Origin of the sequence: Yoonia sp. R2331, assembly GCF_041103235.1 — a bacterium.
Classification (GTDB): domain Bacteria; phylum Pseudomonadota; class Alphaproteobacteria; order Rhodobacterales; family Rhodobacteraceae; genus CANMYO01.
In genome coordinates this window covers 1,703,190-1,723,290 of the sequence record NZ_JBGCUN010000001.1, presented here as the reverse complement: position 1 = coordinate 1,723,290, position 20,101 = coordinate 1,703,190, and the positions used below count along the sequence as shown (strand labels likewise).

Genomic DNA, 20,101 nt, shown 5'->3' with positions numbered 1-20,101 from the left:
TATGACGTCGCACGACATCACAGACCCCGCACCGCTGCCCCGGATTGGGCGGGTGACGCTGAACGAACTTTGGGCCTGCCTTGCGATGGGGGTGGCGGATTTTCGACGCGCGCCGGCCTTTGGCCTGTTTTTCAGCGCGGTCTATGTCTTTGGCGGCTTTGGGATGTTGTGGATCGGCGCAGGGCATGTGACATGGACGCTGGCCACTGCCCTTGGCTTTCCACTGGCCGCGCCCTTTGCTGCCGTCGGTCTTTATGAAGTGTCGCGCCGGTTGGAGGCGGATCAGCCGCTGGTCTGGTCAGAGGTGCTGGGCGTGGTCTGGGCAGAACGCGGGCGGCAAATCCCGTGGATGGGGGCGCTCATCGTCTTTTACTTTCTGTTCTGGACGTTTCTGGCGCATATCATCTTTGCGCTTTTCATGGGGCTGTCGGCAATCACCAATATCTCGACCGATCTGTCCGTGCTTTGGACAGCAGCGGGCCTGCGGATGATCGCGGCAGAGGTGGTCGTGGGTGCGGTATTGGCGTTCTTGTTGTTCTCGCTGACTGTGGTCAGCCTGCCGCTGTTGCTGGAGCGCGAGGTCGATTTTGTCACGGCGATGATCCTGTCGGTGCGCACGGTGAACGAAAATCTGGGTGTGATGCTGGTCTGGGCGGGGGTGATTGCCAGCCTGACCTTTCTGGCGTTGGTGCCGTGGTTTCTGGGGCTGGTGGTTGTTCTGCCGGTGCTGGGCCATGCCACATGGCACTTATACCGCCGCGCGCTTTATGATGCGCCGCGCCGCGGGATGCCGACATAGGCCAAAGCTGCTGATAGGGCCGCCAGTGCGGCAGAGACCCAGGCAATCGCCGCAAAGGCCGCACCCATTGCCGCCACATGTGCCGGGTCATCCAGCGTTTCGCCGTAGCTGAACGCGCCGCCCGCACGGGCATAAGCAAAACCAACAAGCGCGCCCATTGCCGCCACCGCCACAAGCCCTGCGATCCGGCTGATCGCGTTGTTGACGCCTGATGCTGTGCCTGACTGGCTATCGGCCACAGCGCCCATCACTGCGGTGGACAAGGGGGCCACCACCATCGACATGCCGAACCCGGTCACCGTCATCGCGGGAAGCACGGCGAACCAGTAGTTCTGCAACGGGACCACAAGCGCCAGCGCGGTATAGCCCGCCGCCACGGTGACGCCCCCCATCGCGATGACCGGACCGGGGCCGATCTTATCCGACAATCGCCCGAAACGGGTCGAGAAGGCCGAGATGAAGATCGACAGCGGGGCAAAGGCCAATGCGGCCTCAATCTCTGATATCTGCCAACCTGCGACGGTGAGCATCGGCAGAAAGAACAGGATCGCAGACAGCCCAAAGTAAAGCGCAAAGGTCGCGGCATTGGCGGCGGCAAAAGTGTGGTCACGGAACAGTGCCAGCGGCATCATCGGGTGGGCGCTGCGGTGTTCCTGCCACAAAAACGCCAGCAGGGTCAGCGCGCCTAGGCCGCCGATGATCCAGGTGAGCGGGGTGGTGCCTGACCCCTCTAAATGGGTGAAGGTCCAGGCGATGGCGGCCAGACCCGCCACAGCGAGCACCGCGCCCGGGATGTCTACCGGCTGACCCGGTCGGCGGGTGTCGCGGGCGACGCCCGCACGGGTCATGAGAAATGCAATCAGCCCCAGTGGCAAGTTGATCGCAAAGATCCACCGCCACATCTCTGGCCCGCCAAAGGACAGCGCAAGCCCGCCCACGATCGGCCCCGCGGCGGTTGTGACAGCAGAGGCGGCGGCCCACAGGCCAATGGCGCGCCCGCGCACCTCGCGCGGGTAGGCGCGGCTGATCATGGCAAGGCTGCCGGGGATCATCATTGCAGCCCCGGCACCCTGGGCCAGCCGCGCAAGGATCAGTACATCGGGGTTGGGCGCTAGCGCACAAATGAGCGAGGTCGCCACAAAAACCGCGATGCCGAGCGAGAACACCCGCGCGAGCCCAAAGCGGTCACCAAAGGCACCGCCCACAAGGATCAGCGCGGCTAGGGTGACCATGTAGGCGTTGTTGATCCACGTGGCCTGATCCAGCGTAGCACCCAGCGTCTGGCGGATCGCGGGCATGGCGATGCTGACCACAGTGCCATCAATGAACCCCATGGAAGAGGCGAGCACAGCAGCGGTGAGGATCAGACGGCGATGCCGCTCTTCACAGAAGTCGGCATGAAAAACGGGCCGCGCCTTTGCCGGCGCGGCCCGTTGAGAAGGTGGTGTTGCGGCCAAGCCTAGCCTTTGGCGGCGTCGTTGGGCATTTTTGCCTTGCCACCGGAACCGGTGGACAGCGGATCATCCTGTCGCTGTACGGACCCTTCGAAATGGGCGCCGCTTTCGATGGCGATGGTCTTGTGAATGATGTCGCCTTCGACACGTGCCGTTGAAGTCAGGCGCACCTTGAGGCCACGCACGCGACCGATCACCCGGCCATTAACGACCACATCATCTGCCACAACCTCGCCCTTGACAGTGGCGCCTTCGCCCACGGTCAGCAGGTGGGCGCGGATGTCGCCATCCACCTGGCCTTCGATCTGGATGTCACCGGTCGTCTTGATGTTCCCGGTGATATGCAGGTCAGCAGAAAGTACCGATGCGGGCGGCTTGCTTTTGGGGGCCGTCGCTTTGAAGTCAGACGCAGGTGCGGATTTCGCCGGTTCCGCTGCAGCAGCAGGGGCCCCTTCGGCTTTGGGTCCGGGCTCGTTGATTTTGGATTTAGAAAACATCTTGTCCAGCTCTTATGTAGGTCATGGGATTAACGGGAGTACCGCCAACGCGCACTTCGTAGTGAAGGTGTGGTCCAGTGGACCGTCCGGAGTTGCCCATATCACCAATTCGATCCCCGCGCGAGACCCTTTGACCAACTGAAACACGCATCGCGTTCAAATGTGCATACCGGGTCTCGATCCCGAACTCGTGCTGGATCTTGATCAACCGGCCATACCCCGATGACCAGCTGGCGTGTGTGACAACGCCATCGGCGGTGGCATAGATTGGCGTGCCGACAGGCCCGGCAAAATCGGTGCCCGCATGCAGGCGGCCCCACCGTTGGCCAAAGCCCGAAGTGAAACGGAAGTTCGATTTGACGGGGATGTCAAAGGGCGCCTTTTCGGCGGCGATCCGATACAGGTTGATCCGGTCCATCGCATCCAGAATGCCATTGGCGCGGGCTGCATCAGGATCGGGCGCGCCGCCTTTCGTCGAAAACTGCAGCGGCGTCAACGGGCCTCCGGTGCCGGAATAGCCACGACGCACCGCAGAGATCAGGCTATCGGGCGAAAGCCCTGCGTTGCGGAACATCTTGTCGAGTGGCTCAACAGAGATGGTCATCGCCTCTTCAAGCTGACGGAAAATCTCGTCATTGCGTTCCTGCAGCAGACGCAGTTCCAGCTCCATCTCCGCGGCGTGGTCAAGCGCAAAGGCCGCGTCAGAGGCGATCATATCGCGTTCTGCTGTGGTCTCGGCAAGGGCAGAGGCCAACAGATCGACGGTGCTCTCTGCCTCTTCACTGATCACGGCAGTCGAGGGGCCGTTGCCATCTTCGTTTGTCAGCGAAGCGACCTGCTGTCGGGCCGCTTCACGCTGTTGCATGGTGTTGCGCAGAGTGGCCTGCACGACCTCCATCCCAGTTTCCAACTCGCGGCGCTCATCCTCCAGCGCCAGCAGTTCTGATTGCATGGTACTGATCTGTGCCAAGGCCGAAGAAAACCGCTGTTGTGCCGCAACCGCTTCTTCTGCGCGGGCGTCACGTTCGGCAGACAGGGCGTTGAGCCGCTGTTCATAGATCATTTGATCACGTTGCGCCTGTGCGCGGAAGTTGCCGGCACCGATGCTGTCCATGAGCAGGATTGCGGTAGAAATGATTGTCCAGCCGACAACGACAACCGCGCCGCCCCAGCCGATCAACTGTGTTTCAGGCTTGAGACGGATGAAACGGGTCTCGGTATCGGACCGCAAAAAGAGCCGTTTTTCAGGGAACCATTTTTCGAGCTTATGGTGAATTGCATGCGTCAGTCGTGATTTCACGGCTTCGTCCCTGTCCCGTCCCATTTCCCACCGGCAGGTCCCCACACCCTTTGCGCCGCTGAAAAGGGTCTAGCTTCCAAGTGCCGTTCCTGCAACCAATTATCAGATTTCATGACCTTTTTCGGCAGCTTGGGCAGCTTTTTGCCTACGATTTTGATCTCCCCGCCGGGGTTCCGGCAAGCGGCCAATAGAAATCGGGGGGAATTCCCGCCTCTGCGCGTTTTTCTTCATTGAACGGTGGTTTCAGCGCGCCGTGAAAATACCGGCGGACCAGATCGTGAAAGACCGGTGTCGGGTCAAGATTGTCGCGGCCACATAGAAAGTGGAACCATTTGGACCCATAGGCCACGTGGTGCACTTCTTCGGCGTAGATCACCTCGAGCGCGGCAACCGCATCAGGCAGCTTTGCGGACCGGAAAATCTGGATCATGCCCGGCGTCACATCAAGGCCGCGCGCTTCCAGCACCATCGGCACCACCGCCAAACGACCCATCAGATCATCCGCTGTGTCAGTGGCCGCGCGCCACATGCCTGCATGGGCAGGCAAGGCGCCATAATGTGATCCAAGTGCTTCAAGACAGTCGCACATCAGATTGAAATGTTTCGATTCTTCGTCAGCTGCTTTGACCCAATCGTCGTAGAACCCAATCGGCAACGGGACGTGCGAGAAACGCGCGATGATATCCCAGTGCAGGTCCACGGCGTTCAGCTCAATATGCGCCACCGCATGCAAAAGCGCGATCCGACCCGCAGGGCTGCCGGGTTTGCGATGCGGCACATCCCGCGGGTCCAGCAATGCAGGCTGGTCTGGGCGCGCCGGAAAATCCGGTGGGCTGGCAGTTCCAACTTCCGGTATCTCGCCCGTTTTGCGCGCCGCTTGCCACTGGGCCGCAAAGTCACGCGACAACGCGGTCTTGGCGCGCCCGTCGGCGGTTGTCAGCACCGCAACTGCCATTTCTGCCAATGGGATCATTGCATGACCCTTTGCTTTCTTTTGAATGAAAATATGCCCGCCGGAGGCAAACGATTATTCGATGAGTAATCGCGGTCCCCGGCTCAAAGGGCGCGCACCGCGTCCAACACCGCGTCCACGTGGCCAGGGACTTTGACCTTGCGCCAGACCTGCGCAATCTTGCCGTCGGCATCAATCAGAAAAGTCGACCGTTCGATCCCCATGTAGGTCTTGCCGTACATGCTTTTCTCTTTCCACACGCCGTAACGTTCACAGACATCGCCGTCTTCATCCGACAAAAGGGCGACGCCAAGGGTGTGCTTGGCCACGAATTTGTCGTGCTTTTTCACACTGTCCTTGGACACCCCCAGGACAACCGCACCTGCGGCCGCAAAGTCAGCGCTGTGATCTGTGAACCCAATCGCCTGCTTGGTACAGCCCGAGGTGTCATCGCGCGGATAGAAATAGAGCACGACGGCCTGACCCGCAAAATCGGCCAGATCAATCATTTCACCGCCGTCGCGGGGCAGGTTCACAGCGGGGGCGGGATCACCAATTGAGAGTTCAGACATCGGGTGTCTCCTTTTGCGGGCTGCATTGCGTTTCAATTTCGTTTTAGTGTGCGCTGAGCAAAGTTAAAGCCCGGACGGGCAAGCCATGACGCAAACAGACGAAAAACCGAAACCGCCGCGCAGGCGCAAGGTTGCCCGGGCGGCCTTGCACGGGGTGCGCGTGATCTGGCTTGTGGCCTGTCTGCCGGTGCTCTTTGCGATAGTGGCGGCGCTGATGATGATTGACCGCGACATCACCGCGCCGACATGGGTCACCAAACGGGTCGAGGCGCGCGCAGCAGAGATGTTGGGCGGCGGATCGCTGGCTTTTGGAGAAATCAGTTTGCGCATCGGGCGCGATCTGCATCCGCGCATGCAATTGCGCGACACGGTGCTGCGTGACGCAATGGGCGCAGTGTTGGCGCGCGTGCCACAGATTAGCGGATTGGTGTCGCCGCGCGGGTTGCTGTTTGATCGCGCAGCCCTTGTGCAAGAGCTGCAGCTTACGGGCGCACAACTAGACCTGCGCCGTGCGGCGGATGGATCGGTGGCCATTGCCTTTGATCAGGGCCGCGCGGTCACCGGACGCGCAGACGGCTTGCAGGCGCTTTTGGCCGAGGTGGATCAGGTTTTCGCACGCCCGGCGCTGGCGGCACTTGAGCAGGTGAGCGTCGACGGTGTCGTGATCAACTACAGCGACGCGCGTGCTGGCCGGGCCTGGACGGTGGATGGCGGCACTTTGATGCTAGATGTGCGTGGCGGGGCGACGCGGCTGGATGCGGACTTTGCCGTGCTCAGCGGCGGGTCGGTGGGTCAGATTGCATTGGGTTTTAGCAGCCCCGCCGATGACGCAAGTGCGGCGATCACCGTGGCGGTCAGTGATCTGCCCGCGCGCGATATCGCCACACAATCACCGGCCTTGTCGTGGCTTGGCGCGGTTGATGCGCCGCTGACGGCCAAAATGACAACCGGCATTGATGCCGCGGGCGACCTCACGGATTTGACCGCGACGCTTGAACTCGGGGCCGGACAATTGGCGCCACCGGGGGCCGCACCCTTGGGCTTTGACGGGGCAGAGGTAGCGCTGCGATTTCTACCCGCCGACCTGCGACTTGATTTTCAGGCTCTGACACTGCGCACCGAATGGGGCGTTGTGTCGGGCCGTGGTCAGGCCTTTGCCAGTGACCTGAGCGATGGGCTGCCCGATGCGCTGATCGGGCAGTTTGTCTTTCCTGACCTGCGCCTGAACCCCGCAGGCGTCTATGAGGCACCCGTTGCGATGGGTGATCTGGCCGTTGATGCGCGTCTGCGTTTGCAGCCCTTCGGGGTTGAGGTCGGGCAGGCCGTGATTGTGGGTGATGATGGCACGCTCGTTGCAAGTGGTGCGGCAAAGGCGGGCACGGATGGTTGGCAGGCCGCATTGGATCTGCGCGGCGATACGATCACCCGCGACCGGATCATGGCGCTTTGGCCGCAAGAGACTGCGACAGGTGCGCGCCGTTGGTTTGAAACCAACCTGACAGCTGCGCGGATCAAGGACCTGCATCTGGGCTGGCGCAGCGCCCCGGAACGGCCCTATCGGCTGGCGCTGCAATTTGGCTTTGATGCCACCGATCTGCGGATTTTCAAACGGATCGACCCGATCCGGGGCGGGTCCGGCCACGCCAGCCTGATCGACAACCGGTTCGTGCTGACCCTGGCCGAGGGCGAAGTGCTGGCCCCGCAGGGCGGTCAGTTGGATTTCGCAGGCTCAATCATGACAATCCCGGATGTGCGGATCAAAGACCCCCCGATCGAATTGGATTTGCAAGTTGCCAGCACCATCACAGGCGCATTGTCTGTGCTGGATCAGCCGCCGTTTGGGTTGATGTCGCGCAGCAATTTTCCAGTCGATGCGGTGGATGGCCGGGCTGAGACGGTGGCCCGTCTGGCGTTTCCGCTGAAGAACCCGGTGCCGCGTGAAGAGTTACAGTTTGACGTGACCGCCGGATTGCGCAGTGTCAGCAGTGAAACCTTGATCAAGGGGCGATCGCTGCGTGGGACAGGCCTGACGGTCGCGGTTGACCCTGCCGGGCTAACGATCAGCGGGCCGGTGCGGGTGGACGGGGTGCCGATGCGCGGTGCGTGGTCGCGGATTGCAGGCCAACCGGGCAGCTCTGTTGCGGCCACGATTGCCTTGTCCCAGAACACGCTGGATGCTTTTGGTGTGGCACTGCCACCGGGCACGGTCAGCGGCGAGGGGCAGGGGGAGCTGCAACTTGATCTGCAAAGGGGGGAGCCGCCGCGCTTTCGGCTGACCTCTGATTTGCGCGGGATCGGGCTGGCCTTGCCGCAGGTCAGTGTTCGCAAGCCGCAGGGCGAGGCCGGGTCGTTTGCCGTGGCCGGACAGCTTGGCACGCCGCCCCGGATCGAGACGCTAGAGATTGCGGGCGGCGGGTTGGCGGCCACCGGGCAGATCAATCTTGACCCGGGCGGCAGGCTTTCGGCGGCGCGGTTCTCTCGGGTGCAGGTGGGCAATTGGCTGGATGCGCCAGTCACGTTGCGTGGGCGCGGGGCCGGGCGGCCCGTAGGGGTTGAGGTCGCGGGCGGTGTGCTGGATTTACGGCGCGCGCGGTTTGGGCCCCCATCGGGTGGCGAAGGCGGGCCGATTGATGTGTCACTCGATCGGATGCAAGTGACCGAAGGGATTGCCCTGCGCGGGTTTCGCGGCACCTTCAGCAGCACAGGCGGGCTGGCTGGCGAATTCACGGCACGTGTGAATGACGGCCCCGGCGTGCGGGGCACGGTCGCACCACAAAATGGACGCACGGCGCTGCGCATTCAAAGCGATGATGCAGGCGGTGCGGTCCGTGCGGCAGGGTTCCTAAAAAATGGTGTTGGCGGTGATCTGGACCTGCGACTGTTGCCCGCCGGGGCCGCTGGCAGCTTTGACGGTTATCTTGCGATCCGGGACATCCGGGTACGGGATGCGCCATCCATCGCGGCCCTTTTGGACGCGATCAGCGTGGTTGGCCTGTTGCAGCAATTGGACGGGCAGGGGCTGGCTTTTGATACGGTCGACGCGCGGTTTCGGTTGACCCCCGCGCAGGTCATTGTGACCGAGGCGAGCGCCGTCGGGCCGGGGCTTGGCATTTCGCTGGATGGGATTTACACGCTCGCCAGCAAATCGGTTGATTTTCAGGGCGTCGTGTCACCTTTCTACATTCTCAACAGTATCGGCAGCGTGCTGACCCGCCGGGGTGAGGGGCTGATCGGGTTCAACTTTACGATCACCGGCACGGGCGATGCGCCGGATGTGGCGGTGAACCCGCTGTCAGCCTTCACGCCGGGGATGTTCCGCGAGATTTTCCGCCGCCCGCCGCCGCAGGTTACACCATGAAGCTATCGTCTTTTGATTTTGACCTGCCAGAGGATCGGATCGCGGTCCGCCCTGCGCGTCCACGCACAGCGGCCAAGCTGTTGGTGGCGGGGCCGGACCGGATTGACGATCTGACGGTTGCTGATCTGACAGACGTGCTGCGCCCAGGTGACCGGCTGGTGCTGAACGACACCAAGGTCATTCCCGCACGGCTGAGCGGTTTGCGCCGCCGCGATGGCGATGCAGGACCAACAGAGGCCCGGATTGAGGTCACATTGCTGGAACCGCAGGCGAGCGGGACATGGACCGCGCTCGTCAAGCCACTGAAGAAGGTACGCGACGGAGAGGTGATCACCTTTTCGCCCGATCTGTCAGCCACGGTTGAAAGCCGGGCTGAGGGGCAGGCGGTGCTGCGGTTTGGCGTGCAGGGCGATGACTTTGATGCTGCATTGCAAGCTGCCGGAGCCATGCCCTTGCCACCCTATATTGCCGCCAAGCGTCCGGCGGATGAGGCCGATAAACAGGACTATCAGACCTATTGGGCGCGGCATCAGGGGGCCGTGGCGGCCCCAACGGCATCGTTGCATTTTGATGGGGCTTTACTGGACGCGCTGGCAACGATGGGGGTCACATTTACCTATGTGACGCTGCATGTGGGCGCGGGCACCTTCCTGCCGGTCAAGGTGGACGATGTCACCCAGCACAAGATGCACAGCGAATGGGGCCATGTGTCAAAACAGGCCGCAGCAGAGGTGAATGCCACCCGCGCAGCAGGCGGTCGGGTGATCCCGGTGGGCACAACGGCGCTGCGATTGATCGAAAGTGCGGCGACCGATGCTGGCCTTGCCCCGTGGGAGGGGCCCACGGACATCTTCATCACGCCGGGGTTCGAATTTCAGATCGCGGATGGGTTAATGACCAACTTTCATCTGCCCAAATCCACGCTGATGATGTTGGTGTCGGCACTCATGGGGATCGACCGGATCAGGGCGATTTATGACCACGCAATAAAGTCCGACTACCGGTTCTTTTCCTATGGCGATGCCTCGCTTTTGCTGCCAAAGGGCCGTTGAGCGGCGCAAGCGACCAAAAACGCCGCAGATAGACCAGATGCTAACCTTCTCCGGTGCAAGATGCACCTGACCCCACCTTCTCGAAAGGGCTCGTAATGATACAGGTTTTTGGCGCATCATGGGCGCTGTTTCTGGGCATGTTCATGTTGATGATCGGCAATGGCCTGCAAGGGACATTGCTGGGTCTGCGCGGCGAGATGGAAGGGTTCACGACGCTGGAATTGTCGGTCGTGATGTCGGCCTATTTCGCAGGCTTCCTCTTTGCCTCGAAAATGGTGCCGAAAATGATCCAGCGGGTCGGGCATGTGCGGGTCTTCGCGGCGTTGGGGTCGACGATTTCGGCGGTCCTGATCCTATATCCGACGCTGGCAGAGCCCTGGGCCTGGACCATTGGGCGTGTGGTAATCGGGTTCTGCTTTTGCGGCGTTTATGTCACCGCCGAAAGCTGGCTGAATGATGCCAGCACGAACGAAACGCGGGGGCAGTCCTTGTCGATCTACATGATCGTGCAAATGGCCGGGATCGTCTTTGCGCAATATATCCTGAGCCGGGGCGACGTGGGCGGCTATATCCTGTTCATCATCCCGTCGGTGATGGTGTCGCTGGCCTTTGCGCCGATTTTGCTGTCGGTCAAACCGACGCCCGCCTTTGACCAGACCAAACCGATGACGATCCGCAAGATGATCGACGCCTCGCCATTGGCCTGTTTCGGGATGTTCATGCTGGGCGGCGTCTTTTCGGCACAATTTGGCATGTCGGCGATCTATGCTGCGCGTGCAGGGTTTACTGTGGCGGAGGTATCATTGTTCGTCTCGGCCATTTATGTCGCCGCATTGGTCGCACAATATCCCATTGGTTGGGCGTCCGACCGGATGGACCGGCGCCTGTTGATCGTCTGGGTCTGCGTGATCGGGGCGATAGGGGCGTTGATCGGTGCTGTGCTGCCAAGTTCGCTGTTTGTGGCGTTGGTGGCAGGCGCGCTGGTCGGCGGAACATCCAACCCGCTTTATGCGTTGCTGATCGCTTATGCCAACGACTATCTGGCGCGCGAGGACATGGCCGCCGCCTCTGGCGGGTTGCTGTTTATCAATGGGATCGGGGCGATCGCGGGGCCGCTGATCGTCGGGGCGATGTTGGATATCTATGGACCGCAGGGCTATTGGGTGTTTCTGGCGGTCTTGCTGGGCGGGGTGGCGATCTATGCGGTCTGGCGTATGGCCCGCCGTTCGCGCAGCGCCTTGGATTTGGACACTGTGCCATATGCACAGGTTGGCCCGTCAACCACGCCAATCGTCGCCGAGATGGCGCAGGAATGGTATCTGGATGGTGACGCTGCCGAAGAGGATCCGCAGCCCTAGAAAGTCAGGGGTTGCTTTTTGGGCTATGCCTCTGTTTGAGTGGAGAAAAGCGGTGCGGAGGGTTGTGTATGCGGACCCCACAAGAGGTTCTGGCGTATTGGTTAGACGAGATCGGCCCGAAGGGGTGGTACGCCGGTGGGGCGGACCTCGACGACGAGATACGCACACGATTTGGCGAAACATGGCAACTGGCGGCGGATGGTGCATTAGGTCTTTGGCTGACCTGCGCCTCTGAGACGCTGGCTTATATCATTCTCACAGATCAGTTTTCACGCAATATGTTTCGCGGTCAGGCCAAGGCCTTTGATACTGATCCGGCGGCCTGCATCGCCGCTAAGGTCGCCATTGCCAAGGATTGGGATCTGAAGATCGACGGCATGGCGCGGCAGTTCTTTTATATGCCGCTGATGCATTCCGAGAATTTGTTTGATCAGGACCGCGCGGTGCGGCTGATCTGTTCACGGATGCCTGACGGCGGCGAGGCGAACCTGCTTCATGCCAAGGCCCACCGCGAGATCATTCGCCGATTTGGACGCTTCCCGTTTCGCAATGAAGCCTTGGGGCGAGCCACAACCGAAAAGGAACGGCAATTCCTTGAACAGGGCGGATATGGGGCGATCATGCGCGAGCTTGAGGCCGCCGCCTGAGCCTTGCATTCATGTGATAGCGGCTTTGCCCCTGCACGGGTGGAGGTTTGCGGTAAATTAGTTTAACGTCAAACTATCTTATGCATTGGGAGAGAGACATGGCTGCGAAATCCTTTGATCTGATCGTGATCGGCGCCGGGCCGGGCGGCTATGTGGCTGCCATTCGCGGTGCGCAACTGGGGATGAATGTCGCCATTGTTGAACGCGAGCATATGGGCGGTATTTGCCTGAACTGGGGCTGTATCCCCACCAAGGCGCTGCTGCGGTCTTCAGAAGTCTACCATCTGATGCACCGTGCTAAGGAATTTGGCCTGTCCGTCGACAAGGCCGATTTTGATCTGGGTGCGGTCGTCAAACGTTCCCGTCAGGTTGCGGGCCAATTGTCGGGTGGCATTGGTCATCTGATGAAGAAGAACAAGATCACCACGGTGATGGGTGAGGCGAAGCTGACCGGCAAAGGTAAGGTCAGCGTGAAGACCGACAAAGGCACCGAAGAGCTGACGGCCAAATACATCGTGTTGGCCACGGGCGCGCGGGCGCGCGAATTGCCCGGTCTGGAAGCGGACGGCGATCTGGTCTGGACATACAAGCACGCGCTCGATCCGGTGCGGATGCCGAAGAAACTGCTTGTGATCGGTTCAGGGGCCATCGGCATCGAATTCGCCAGTTTCTACAACACGATGGGCGCTGACACGACCGTGGTTGAGGTTATGGACCGCGTGCTGCCCGTCGAGGATGCAGAGATTTCGGCCTTTGCCAAAAAGCAGTTCGTCAAGCAAGGCATGACGATCATGGAAAAGGCGATGGTCAAGCAACTTGACCGCGGCAAAGGCAAGGTTACCGCGCACATCGAAGTGGGCGGTAAGGTTGAAAAGCAAGAATTCGACACTGTGATCTCCGCCGTTGGAATCGTCGGCAATGTCGAGAATTTGGGTCTTGAGGAATTGGGCGTAAAGATCGACCGCACGCATGTGGTCACGGATGAATTTTGCCGCACCGGCGTTGAGGGGCTCTATGCCATTGGTGATATCGCGGGCGCGCCATGGCTTGCGCACAAGGCAAGCCATGAGGGCGTGATGGTTGCCGATTTGATCGCTGGCAAGCACGCGCATCCGGTGAAGCCTGAAAGTATCGCAGGCTGCACCTATTGCCATCCGCAAGTTGCATCCGTGGGCTATACCGAGGCGAAAGCGAAAGAGCTGGGTTACAAGGTCAAGGTCGGGCGCTTCCCCTTCATCGGCAACGGCAAGGCGATTGCACTGGGCGAGCCTGAGGGCATGATCAAGACCGTCTTTGACGAGAAAACCGGGGAACTGCTGGGCGCACATATGGTGGGCGCCGAGGTGACCGAGTTGATTCAGGGGTACGTGGTTGGCCGCCAATTGGAGACCACAGAAGAGGACCTGATGAACACGGTCTTCCCGCATCCGACCCTGTCAGAGATGATGCACGAAAGCGTGCTGGATGCCTATGGCCGCGTCATTCACATGTGATGTGACGTTGATCCAAGCGGACAAAAATGGTCAGGTTGCAGGCATTGCACCTGACCTTTTTGTTTGGAGTTCTTGATGAACCGCTTTTGTGCCCTTGTCGCAGCTCTTGGTCTGTCAGGCAGTCCAGCCGCCGCCGAAGACCTGATGTTTGATTACTTTTCGCATTTGGGGCCAACGGATGCCTTTAATTCGCGCGGTGTGCCGCTGGATGATCTGTGTGCACTTGCGCAGCAGGATCGCGCCAATTGGCATCGGTTCAAGAAGCGCGAGGAATTTGACAGCGCCGATCCTTACTTCACCACGCCTGCACGGCGCGCGCTGTTCGCGGACCGCTGCCAATATGATCGCAGCTATTTTGCAAACGCCGGGCAGCGCATCCGCAACGGCACCCGGCAGTTTTATGTTTACGTCGGGGTCTATGGCTCGGGCGGGCAGGTGACCCGGATCGTGATCGCTGAGGGCGCTGGCTAAGGCCTATTCGACCGTCACCGGCAGTTGCCCGATCACGCTGCGGTCCTGACCCAGAAAATAGCGGATCACATAGTCGCCGGGCGTCTCTGGCAAGGTGACCTCGACCGGGTTGCCGTCGCGGGTATAAGCGAAGGTTTCCCATTGGTTGCTGCCATCCGCATCAACCGCACCGATCCCGATATAATCGTTGCGGTAATCCGGACCGTCCCAGCCGATCACCAGCTTGCTGCCAGCGGCACCAGACGGGGCGGCCAGCAATTGCGCCTTGACCGGGGTGACGGTCATTGGTGTGGTGAACAACTGCGCGCGGTCTTGCCCCACGAAATAAGTAATCGCATAGTCACCGGGGGTCGTGGGCACGACCAGTTCTGCCGGGGTGCCGTCGCGGGTGTAGGCAAAGTTTTCCCAGCGCGCGCTGCCATCGGCATCGGCCAGCCCAATGCCGATATAGTCGTTCTGGTAATCAGGCCCCTCCCAGGTGACGCTGATCGTGTCACCTGCCACGGCCTCTGCCGGGGCGGTGATGGCGGCCTTGACCGGGGTCAGGGTGATAGGCACAGAGGCAAGGACAGCCCGGTCTTGTCCGACAAAGTAGGTCAGCAGGTAATCCCCCGGTGTGGTCGGCAGCTGCAGTTCCAGCGTTGCCCCGTCACGGGTATAGGCGAAATTGTCCCATCTTTCGGAATTCTCCGCATCCACTGTGCCCACCCCGATATAGTCGTTCTGATAGTCGGGGCCGGTCCAGCCCACATCAATCGTGCTGCCGGCCACCGCGGTCGCAGGGGCGGTGATGCTGGCGGTGATGTCGGTGATGGTGATTGGAACGGTCGCAAGAACCGTTCGATCCTGACCCACGAAATACTGGATCAGGTAGTCTCCGGTGGCCGTTGGCAATTGCAGGTCCAGCGGATCGCCATCACGGGTGTAGGTGAAGTTGTCCCACCGGGCCGAGCCATCGGCATCAACGGTTCCCACGCCGATATAGTCGTTGCGATAGTCCGGCCCGGTCCATGAGACAGAGATCGTGCTGCCTGCGACAGCCTCTGCCGGGGCGCTGATGCTGGCGGTGGCGTCCGTGATCGTGATTGGGTGCGTGGCCAGTATGGTGCGATCTTGGGCGGCGAAATACTGGATCAGATAGTCGCCCGTCGCGGTGGGCATTTGCAATTCCAGTGTGCTGCCATCACGGGTGTAAGTGTAATTGTCCCAAACCGCAGAGCCTTTGGCATCAACAGCCCCGATCCCGATGTAGTCGTTGCGATAGTCCGGCCCGGTCCAGGACACATCAATGGTGCTGCCTGCCACCGCCTCTGCAGGTGCTGTGATGCTGGCTGTGACCGGTGTGACAGTAATGGCCCGCGTCGCCAGGATCGTGCGATCCTCGGCCAGGAAGTACTGGATCAGGTGCTCACCCGGGGTGATTGGCACCTGCAATTCGACCGGAGTGCCATCGCGGGTGTAGGCAAAGTTCTGCCAGGCCGCAGACCCATCCGCGTCTACCGCGCCGATGCCGACATAGTCGTTCCGATAGTCGGGCCCGGTCCATGCGACATCGATCGTGTCACCGGCCACGGCCGTGGCGGGGGCGTCGATTGTTGCAAGAACCTGTGTCACCTCAATCGGCCGGGTGAAGATTTCCTGCCGGTCGAGGAACTTGTAGCGCAGCACGTAGGTGCCGGGTTCCGTGGGCGCGGTCAAAGTAACTGGGTTGCCGCGTTCGGTGTATTGAAAGTCGGAATAGCGCCCGTCGTCGGTGCCGATCTGGATGTTGTCGAACTTGGCATCGGGACCGGTCCACATTACCTCAAAATCAGAGGCGACAGGCACCGCATCTGGCGCATCAAGGCCCAGCGGGATTTCGGTGACCGTGATGGCGCGGGTGGCGATTTGCTTGCTGTCGCGCAGCCAATAGCTCAGCTCGTAGGTGCCCGGTTCAATTGGTGCGATGATCTGCACCGGGTTGCCTTCGTCGGTGTAGCCGAAGTCGAAGTAGCGTTTGCCGGGGGGCGAGATGCGGATCGTATCAAGGTTTTCGTCCGGGCCGACCCATCCCACCGGGAAGGTTGAGCCACCCGGCACGCTGTCGGGGGCCGTCAGGCTGGCGGTGGGCTCTGGTTCGGGAAAGGGGATCACGACCTGCACGGCAGAGGGACCTGCGACGGTGAACGTCGCCTCAAGCGTCATTTCGTCAACAACGCGGTAAGCGGTGACGGTATAGGCGCCTTCGGTCAGTTCTGCAGTCACCGGGTTGCCCTGCGCGCCGTTCAGTACGCCCGCAAGATCCCAGATCACCGGATCAGTCAGCAGCGGGCCGTTGGCGTCACCCAGTGTCGCGCGGAAGGTGCCCGTCACGATGACCGGTTCGGGTTCGGCCACGACAGTGTTTAGGGCTGCGCCTAATTCGGTGGCGTTGGATGCTGACAGGAATTGCCCGCCGGTTTCATCGGCGATGCATTGCATTTGGGTCAGCGCCTCGGCATCGCCCGATACATCAAAGCCGATCACATGGGCGGTAAAGTCGATCCCGGCCTCTTCCAGCAGGCGCGCCGCGGCGCAGGGGTCAGGGTTGCAGGTTTCCACACCATCCGAGATCAGGATGACCGTGGCGCTGTCTTCGGTATAGCGCAGCGCCTCTGCCGCGGCGATCACGCTGTCGGTCATCGGTGTCTTGCCCAAGGGCTTAATGCCGGCCACGGCGGCGGCAATCGCCTCGCGCGTGCCTTCAGCGGGATCAACAAGCGTTTCGATATCGGTGCAATTCCCGCGTTCGCGGTGACCATAGGCCATCAGGCCCAGCCGTTCGTCAGCGGGCAGGGTTTGCAGCAGGTCAGTGACCACGTCTTGCGCGATGGTGATCTTGGCCACGCCGTCAATCTGGCCCCACATGGAACCAGAGCCATCAAGAACTAGGATGGTATTGGGCCGGTCTTGCGCGGTTGCGGAGATCGCCAGAAACGCGAGTGAGAAGGCCGTGATCAACAACAAAAACAAAGCGCGCATTCAAAAATCCCCCGAAGCAATGAATCACCCAAACATAGCCATCCGGGCGGGCGCTTGGCTATCCTCTGATCGGCCTGGTCGGGAAATCCTGACCTCTTGGCGGCGTGCTGCGCGCCGCAGTTGCATCCAGCCTTTGGTTTTGTTCAGGCGGCGGGCCGCCACGCGCCCCGGTGTTGTCGCCAAAACACTTGCTGATGTTCGCTTTCTGTTCTAACTTTCTGCTGGCAATTTCGCGACGGGTCGCTATGTGGTGGACAGTCGATTTGCGGGGGTGGACATGGCCGAGCTCAAGAACATCGAAGTGCGCGGCGCGCGAGAGCATAATCTGAAGGATATCGACGTTGATATCCCGCGCGATCAGCTTGTGGTGATCACGGGCCTGTCGGGATCGGGCAAATCGAGCCTCGCGTTTGATACAATCTATGCCGAAGGGCAGCGGCGCTATGTGGAATCGCTGTCGGCCTACGCGCGGCAGTTTCTGGACATGATGGAAAAGCCAGATGTGGATCACATCAGCGGCCTGTCGCCCGCAATTTCGATCGAGCAGAAAACAACCAGCAAGAACCCCAGATCGACCGTTGGCACCGTCACCGAAATTTACGACTACATGCGTCTGTTGTTTGCCCGTGCGGGCACGCCTTATAGCCCCGCCACCGGCCTGCCGATTGAGGCGCAGCAAGTGCAGGACATGGTTGATCGTGTCATGGCGATGGAAGAGGGCACACGCGGCTATTTGCTGGCGCCCATCGTGCGCGACCGCAAGGGCGAGTACCGTAAGGAATTCCTTGAGTTGCGCAAGCAGGGGTTTCAGCGGGTTAAGGTCGACGGCGCATTCTACGAATTGGATGAACCACCGACACTCGATAAGAAGTTTCGTCATGACATCGACGTGGTTGTCGATCGGATTGTGGTTCGCGAAGGGCTGGAAACGCGATTGGCCGATAGTTTCCGCACCGCGCTTGATCTGGCGGATGGCATCACGGTGTTGGAAACAGCCCCAACCGAGGGCGAGCCGGAGCGGATCACGTTTTCCGAAAACTTCGCCTGTCCTGTCTCGGGATTTACGATCCCAGAGATCGAGCCGCGCCTGTTTTCATTCAACGCGCCCTTTGGGGCTTGTCCGTCGTGTGACGGGCTGGGGGTTGAGCTGTTCTTTGATGAACGGCTGGTGGTGCCCGATGTGACGCTGAAAATTGCGGATGGGGCCTTGGCGCCGTGGCGCAAAGGCAAGTCGCCCTATTTCCTGCAGACCATCGAAAGCATCGCCAAGCATTACGGGTTCAACAAGAACGCGCGGTGGAAAGATCTGGACCCGAAGATTCAAGACGTGTTCCTGCGCGGCTCTGGCAAGGAAGAGATTCAGTTCCGCTATGACGAAGGTGGCCGCGTCTATCAGGTCAAACGCCCGTTTGAGGGGGTGATCCCCAACATGCAGCGCCGCTATCGCGAGACTGACAGCAACTGGATTCGCGAAGAGTTCGAGCAATATCAAAACAATCGCCCCTGTGGCGCTTGCGGGGGCTACCGGCTGCGGCCAGAGGCGCTGGCCGTGAAGATCGGCAAGAAACACGTGGGCGAGATTGTACAGATGTCGATCCGCGAGGCGCATGAGTGGACAGAGCGTGTGCCGGGGCATCTGACGAACCAAAAGAACGAAATTGCCCGCGCGATCCTGAAAGAGATCCGCGAGCGGCTGGGGTTCTTGAACAATGTGGGGCTGGAATACCTGACGCTCAGCCGGAATGCAGGCACGTTGTCTGGCGGGGAAAGTCAGCGGATCAGACTGGCCAGCCAGATCGGGTCGGGGCTGCAAGGGGTGCTGTATGTGCTGGACGAGCCGTCGATTGGTCTGCACCAGCGCGACAATGACCGGCTGCTGACCACGCTGAAGAACCTGCGCGATCAGGGCAATACGGTGATCGTGGTGGAACATGATGAAGAGGCGATCCGCGAGGCGGATTACGTCTTTGACATCGGGCCGGGGGCCGGTGTGCACGGCGGGCAGGTGGTCGCAAAGGGCTCGCCTCAGCAGATCATGAAGAACAAAAAGTCGATTACCGGCCAGTACCTTGTCGGCAGTCGCGAAATTGCGGTGCCTGCCGATCGGCGCAAGGGCAACAAGAAAAAGCTGCAGGTTGTGAAAGCCACGGGCAACAACCTGCAGAACGTGACCGCCGATTTCCCATTGGGCAAGTTTGTCTGCGTGACAGGTGTGTCGGGTGGCGGCAAATCCACCTTGACGATTGAAACGCTGTTCAAAACCGCAAGCATGAAACTCAACGGTGCGCGTCAGACACCGGCCCCTTGTGAGACGATCAAGGGGTTGGAGCATCTGGATAAGGTCATCGACATTGACCAGCGGCCCATCGGGCGCACGCCACGGTCAAACCCTGCGACCTACACCGGGGCCTTTACACCCATTCGCGACTGGTTCGCAGGCCTGCCCGAGGCAAAGGCGCGTGGCTACAAGCCGGGGCGCTTTTCGTTCAACGTCAAAGGTGGCCGGTGCGAGGCGTGTCAGGGTGACGGTGTCATCAAGATTGAAATGCACTTTCTTCCGGACGTCTATGTGACGTGCGAGACCTGCAAAGGCGCGCGCTATAACCGCGAGACGCTTGAGATCAAGTTCAAGGGCAAGTCGATTGCTGATGTGCTGGATATGACGGTCGAAGACGCGCAAGATTTCTTCAAGGCGGTGCCAAGCATCCGCGAGAAGATGGATGCGCTGGTGCGGGTTGGTCTTGGCTATATCAAGGTGGGCCAGCAGGCGACGACCTTGTCAGGGGGCGAGGCGCAGCGGGTGAAGCTGTCCAAAGAGCTGTCCAAGCGGTCGACCGGCCGGACGCTGTATATTCTGGACGAGCCGACGACTGGCCTGCACTTTGAAGACGTGCGCAAGCTGTTGGAAGTACTGCATGAATTGGTCGATCAGGGCAATTCGGTCATTGTGATTGAACACAATCTAGACGTTGTGAAGACTGCGGATCATATTATCGACATCGGCCCGGAGGGTGGCGATGGCGGTGGCCAGATTGTCGCCGAAGGCACGCCAGAGGCGGTGTCAGAGGTCGCCGGTTCACATACCGGGCGCTACCTTGGGCCGATGCTGAAAGCCGCCGGACGGGTGGCCGCGGAATAGTTTTTCAAC

General features: G+C 60.6%; 14 protein-coding genes. 8 read left to right on the top strand and 6 right to left on the bottom strand.

The window, feature by feature from the left end:
* Position 1 precedes the first annotated feature (1 nt).
* Entirely contained in the window at positions 2-799 is a 798-nt protein-coding gene (locus AB3Y40_RS08870; RefSeq protein WP_369438431.1) for a DUF2189 domain-containing protein, read from the top strand.
* Here the strand turns inward: AB3Y40_RS08870 and AB3Y40_RS08865 are convergent.
* From AB3Y40_RS08865 to bcp, 5 genes are all read right to left on the bottom strand, one after another.
* Complete coding sequence (locus AB3Y40_RS08865) at positions 766-2,256, bottom strand: MFS transporter (protein ID WP_369438430.1); 1,491 nt, start codon at positions 2,254-2,256, stop codon at positions 766-768. The two genes, AB3Y40_RS08870 and AB3Y40_RS08865, sit on opposite strands and share 34 nt — an antisense overlap.
* A 2-nt stretch (positions 2,257-2,258) precedes the next feature.
* Positions 2,259-2,750 carry a bactofilin family protein gene (locus AB3Y40_RS08860; RefSeq protein ID WP_369438429.1) on the bottom strand — a complete coding sequence of 164 codons (492 nt, stop codon included), beginning with the start codon at positions 2,748-2,750 and terminating at the stop codon, positions 2,259-2,261.
* Positions 2,740-4,050, bottom strand: a complete 1,311-nt coding sequence (locus AB3Y40_RS08855; protein ID WP_369438428.1) for a DUF5930 domain-containing protein — start codon at positions 4,048-4,050, stop codon at positions 2,740-2,742. Before AB3Y40_RS08855 ends, AB3Y40_RS08860 begins: the two co-directional genes overlap by 11 nt.
* A 145-nt stretch (positions 4,051-4,195) precedes the next feature.
* Positions 4,196-5,023, bottom strand: a complete 828-nt coding sequence (locus AB3Y40_RS08850; protein ID WP_369438427.1) for a ferritin-like domain-containing protein — start codon at positions 5,021-5,023, stop codon at positions 4,196-4,198.
* An 83-nt stretch (positions 5,024-5,106) separates the two neighbouring features.
* On the bottom strand, positions 5,107-5,574 hold the full coding sequence (gene bcp, locus AB3Y40_RS08845; protein WP_369438426.1) for a thioredoxin-dependent thiol peroxidase: 468 nt from the start codon (positions 5,572-5,574) through the stop codon (positions 5,107-5,109).
* Between the two features lie 85 nt (positions 5,575-5,659).
* Between bcp and AB3Y40_RS08840 the strand changes: the two genes are divergently transcribed.
* The 6 genes from AB3Y40_RS08840 to AB3Y40_RS08815 all read left to right on the top strand — a co-directional run bounded on the left by AB3Y40_RS08840 (position 5,660) and on the right by AB3Y40_RS08815 (position 13,953).
* Complete coding sequence (locus AB3Y40_RS08840) at positions 5,660-8,932, top strand: AsmA-like C-terminal region-containing protein (RefSeq protein WP_369438425.1); 3,273 nt, start codon at positions 5,660-5,662, stop codon at positions 8,930-8,932.
* Positions 8,929-9,984, top strand: a complete 1,056-nt coding sequence (queA, locus tag AB3Y40_RS08835) for a tRNA preQ1(34) S-adenosylmethionine ribosyltransferase-isomerase QueA (protein ID WP_369438424.1) — start codon at positions 8,929-8,931, stop codon at positions 9,982-9,984. The genes AB3Y40_RS08840 and queA overlap by 4 nt, the downstream gene beginning before the upstream one ends.
* A 95-nt stretch (positions 9,985-10,079) precedes the next feature.
* Positions 10,080-11,342 (top strand): MFS transporter, encoded by a 1,263-nt coding sequence (locus AB3Y40_RS08830; RefSeq protein WP_369438423.1) that lies wholly within the window; start codon positions 10,080-10,082, stop codon positions 11,340-11,342.
* A gap of 68 nt (positions 11,343-11,410) precedes the next feature.
* Positions 11,411-11,989, top strand: coding sequence for a DUF924 family protein (locus AB3Y40_RS08825; RefSeq protein ID WP_369438422.1), 579 nt, complete (start codon positions 11,411-11,413; stop codon positions 11,987-11,989).
* Positions 11,990-12,087: 98 nt separating this feature from the next.
* Positions 12,088-13,482, top strand: coding sequence for a dihydrolipoyl dehydrogenase (gene lpdA / locus AB3Y40_RS08820; protein WP_369438421.1), 1,395 nt, complete (start codon positions 12,088-12,090; stop codon positions 13,480-13,482).
* A gap of 75 nt (positions 13,483-13,557) precedes the next feature.
* On the top strand, positions 13,558-13,953 hold the full coding sequence (locus AB3Y40_RS08815) for a hypothetical protein (RefSeq protein ID WP_369438420.1): 396 nt from the start codon (positions 13,558-13,560) through the stop codon (positions 13,951-13,953).
* A gap of 3 nt (positions 13,954-13,956) precedes the next feature.
* On the opposite strand, the gene AB3Y40_RS08810 is transcribed toward AB3Y40_RS08815, so the two are convergent.
* On the bottom strand, positions 13,957-16,953 hold the full coding sequence (locus tag AB3Y40_RS08810) for a VWA domain-containing protein (protein WP_369438419.1): 2,997 nt from the start codon (positions 16,951-16,953) through the stop codon (positions 13,957-13,959).
* Positions 16,954-17,230: 277 nt separating this feature from the next.
* On the opposite strand from AB3Y40_RS08810, the gene uvrA reads away from it, so the two are divergent.
* The gene (gene uvrA, locus AB3Y40_RS08805) at positions 17,231-20,092 is read left to right on the top strand and encodes an excinuclease ABC subunit UvrA (RefSeq protein WP_369438418.1); all 2,862 of its coding nucleotides are present in this window, start codon (positions 17,231-17,233) and stop codon (positions 20,090-20,092) included.
* Positions 20,093-20,101: the final 9 nt, after the last annotated feature.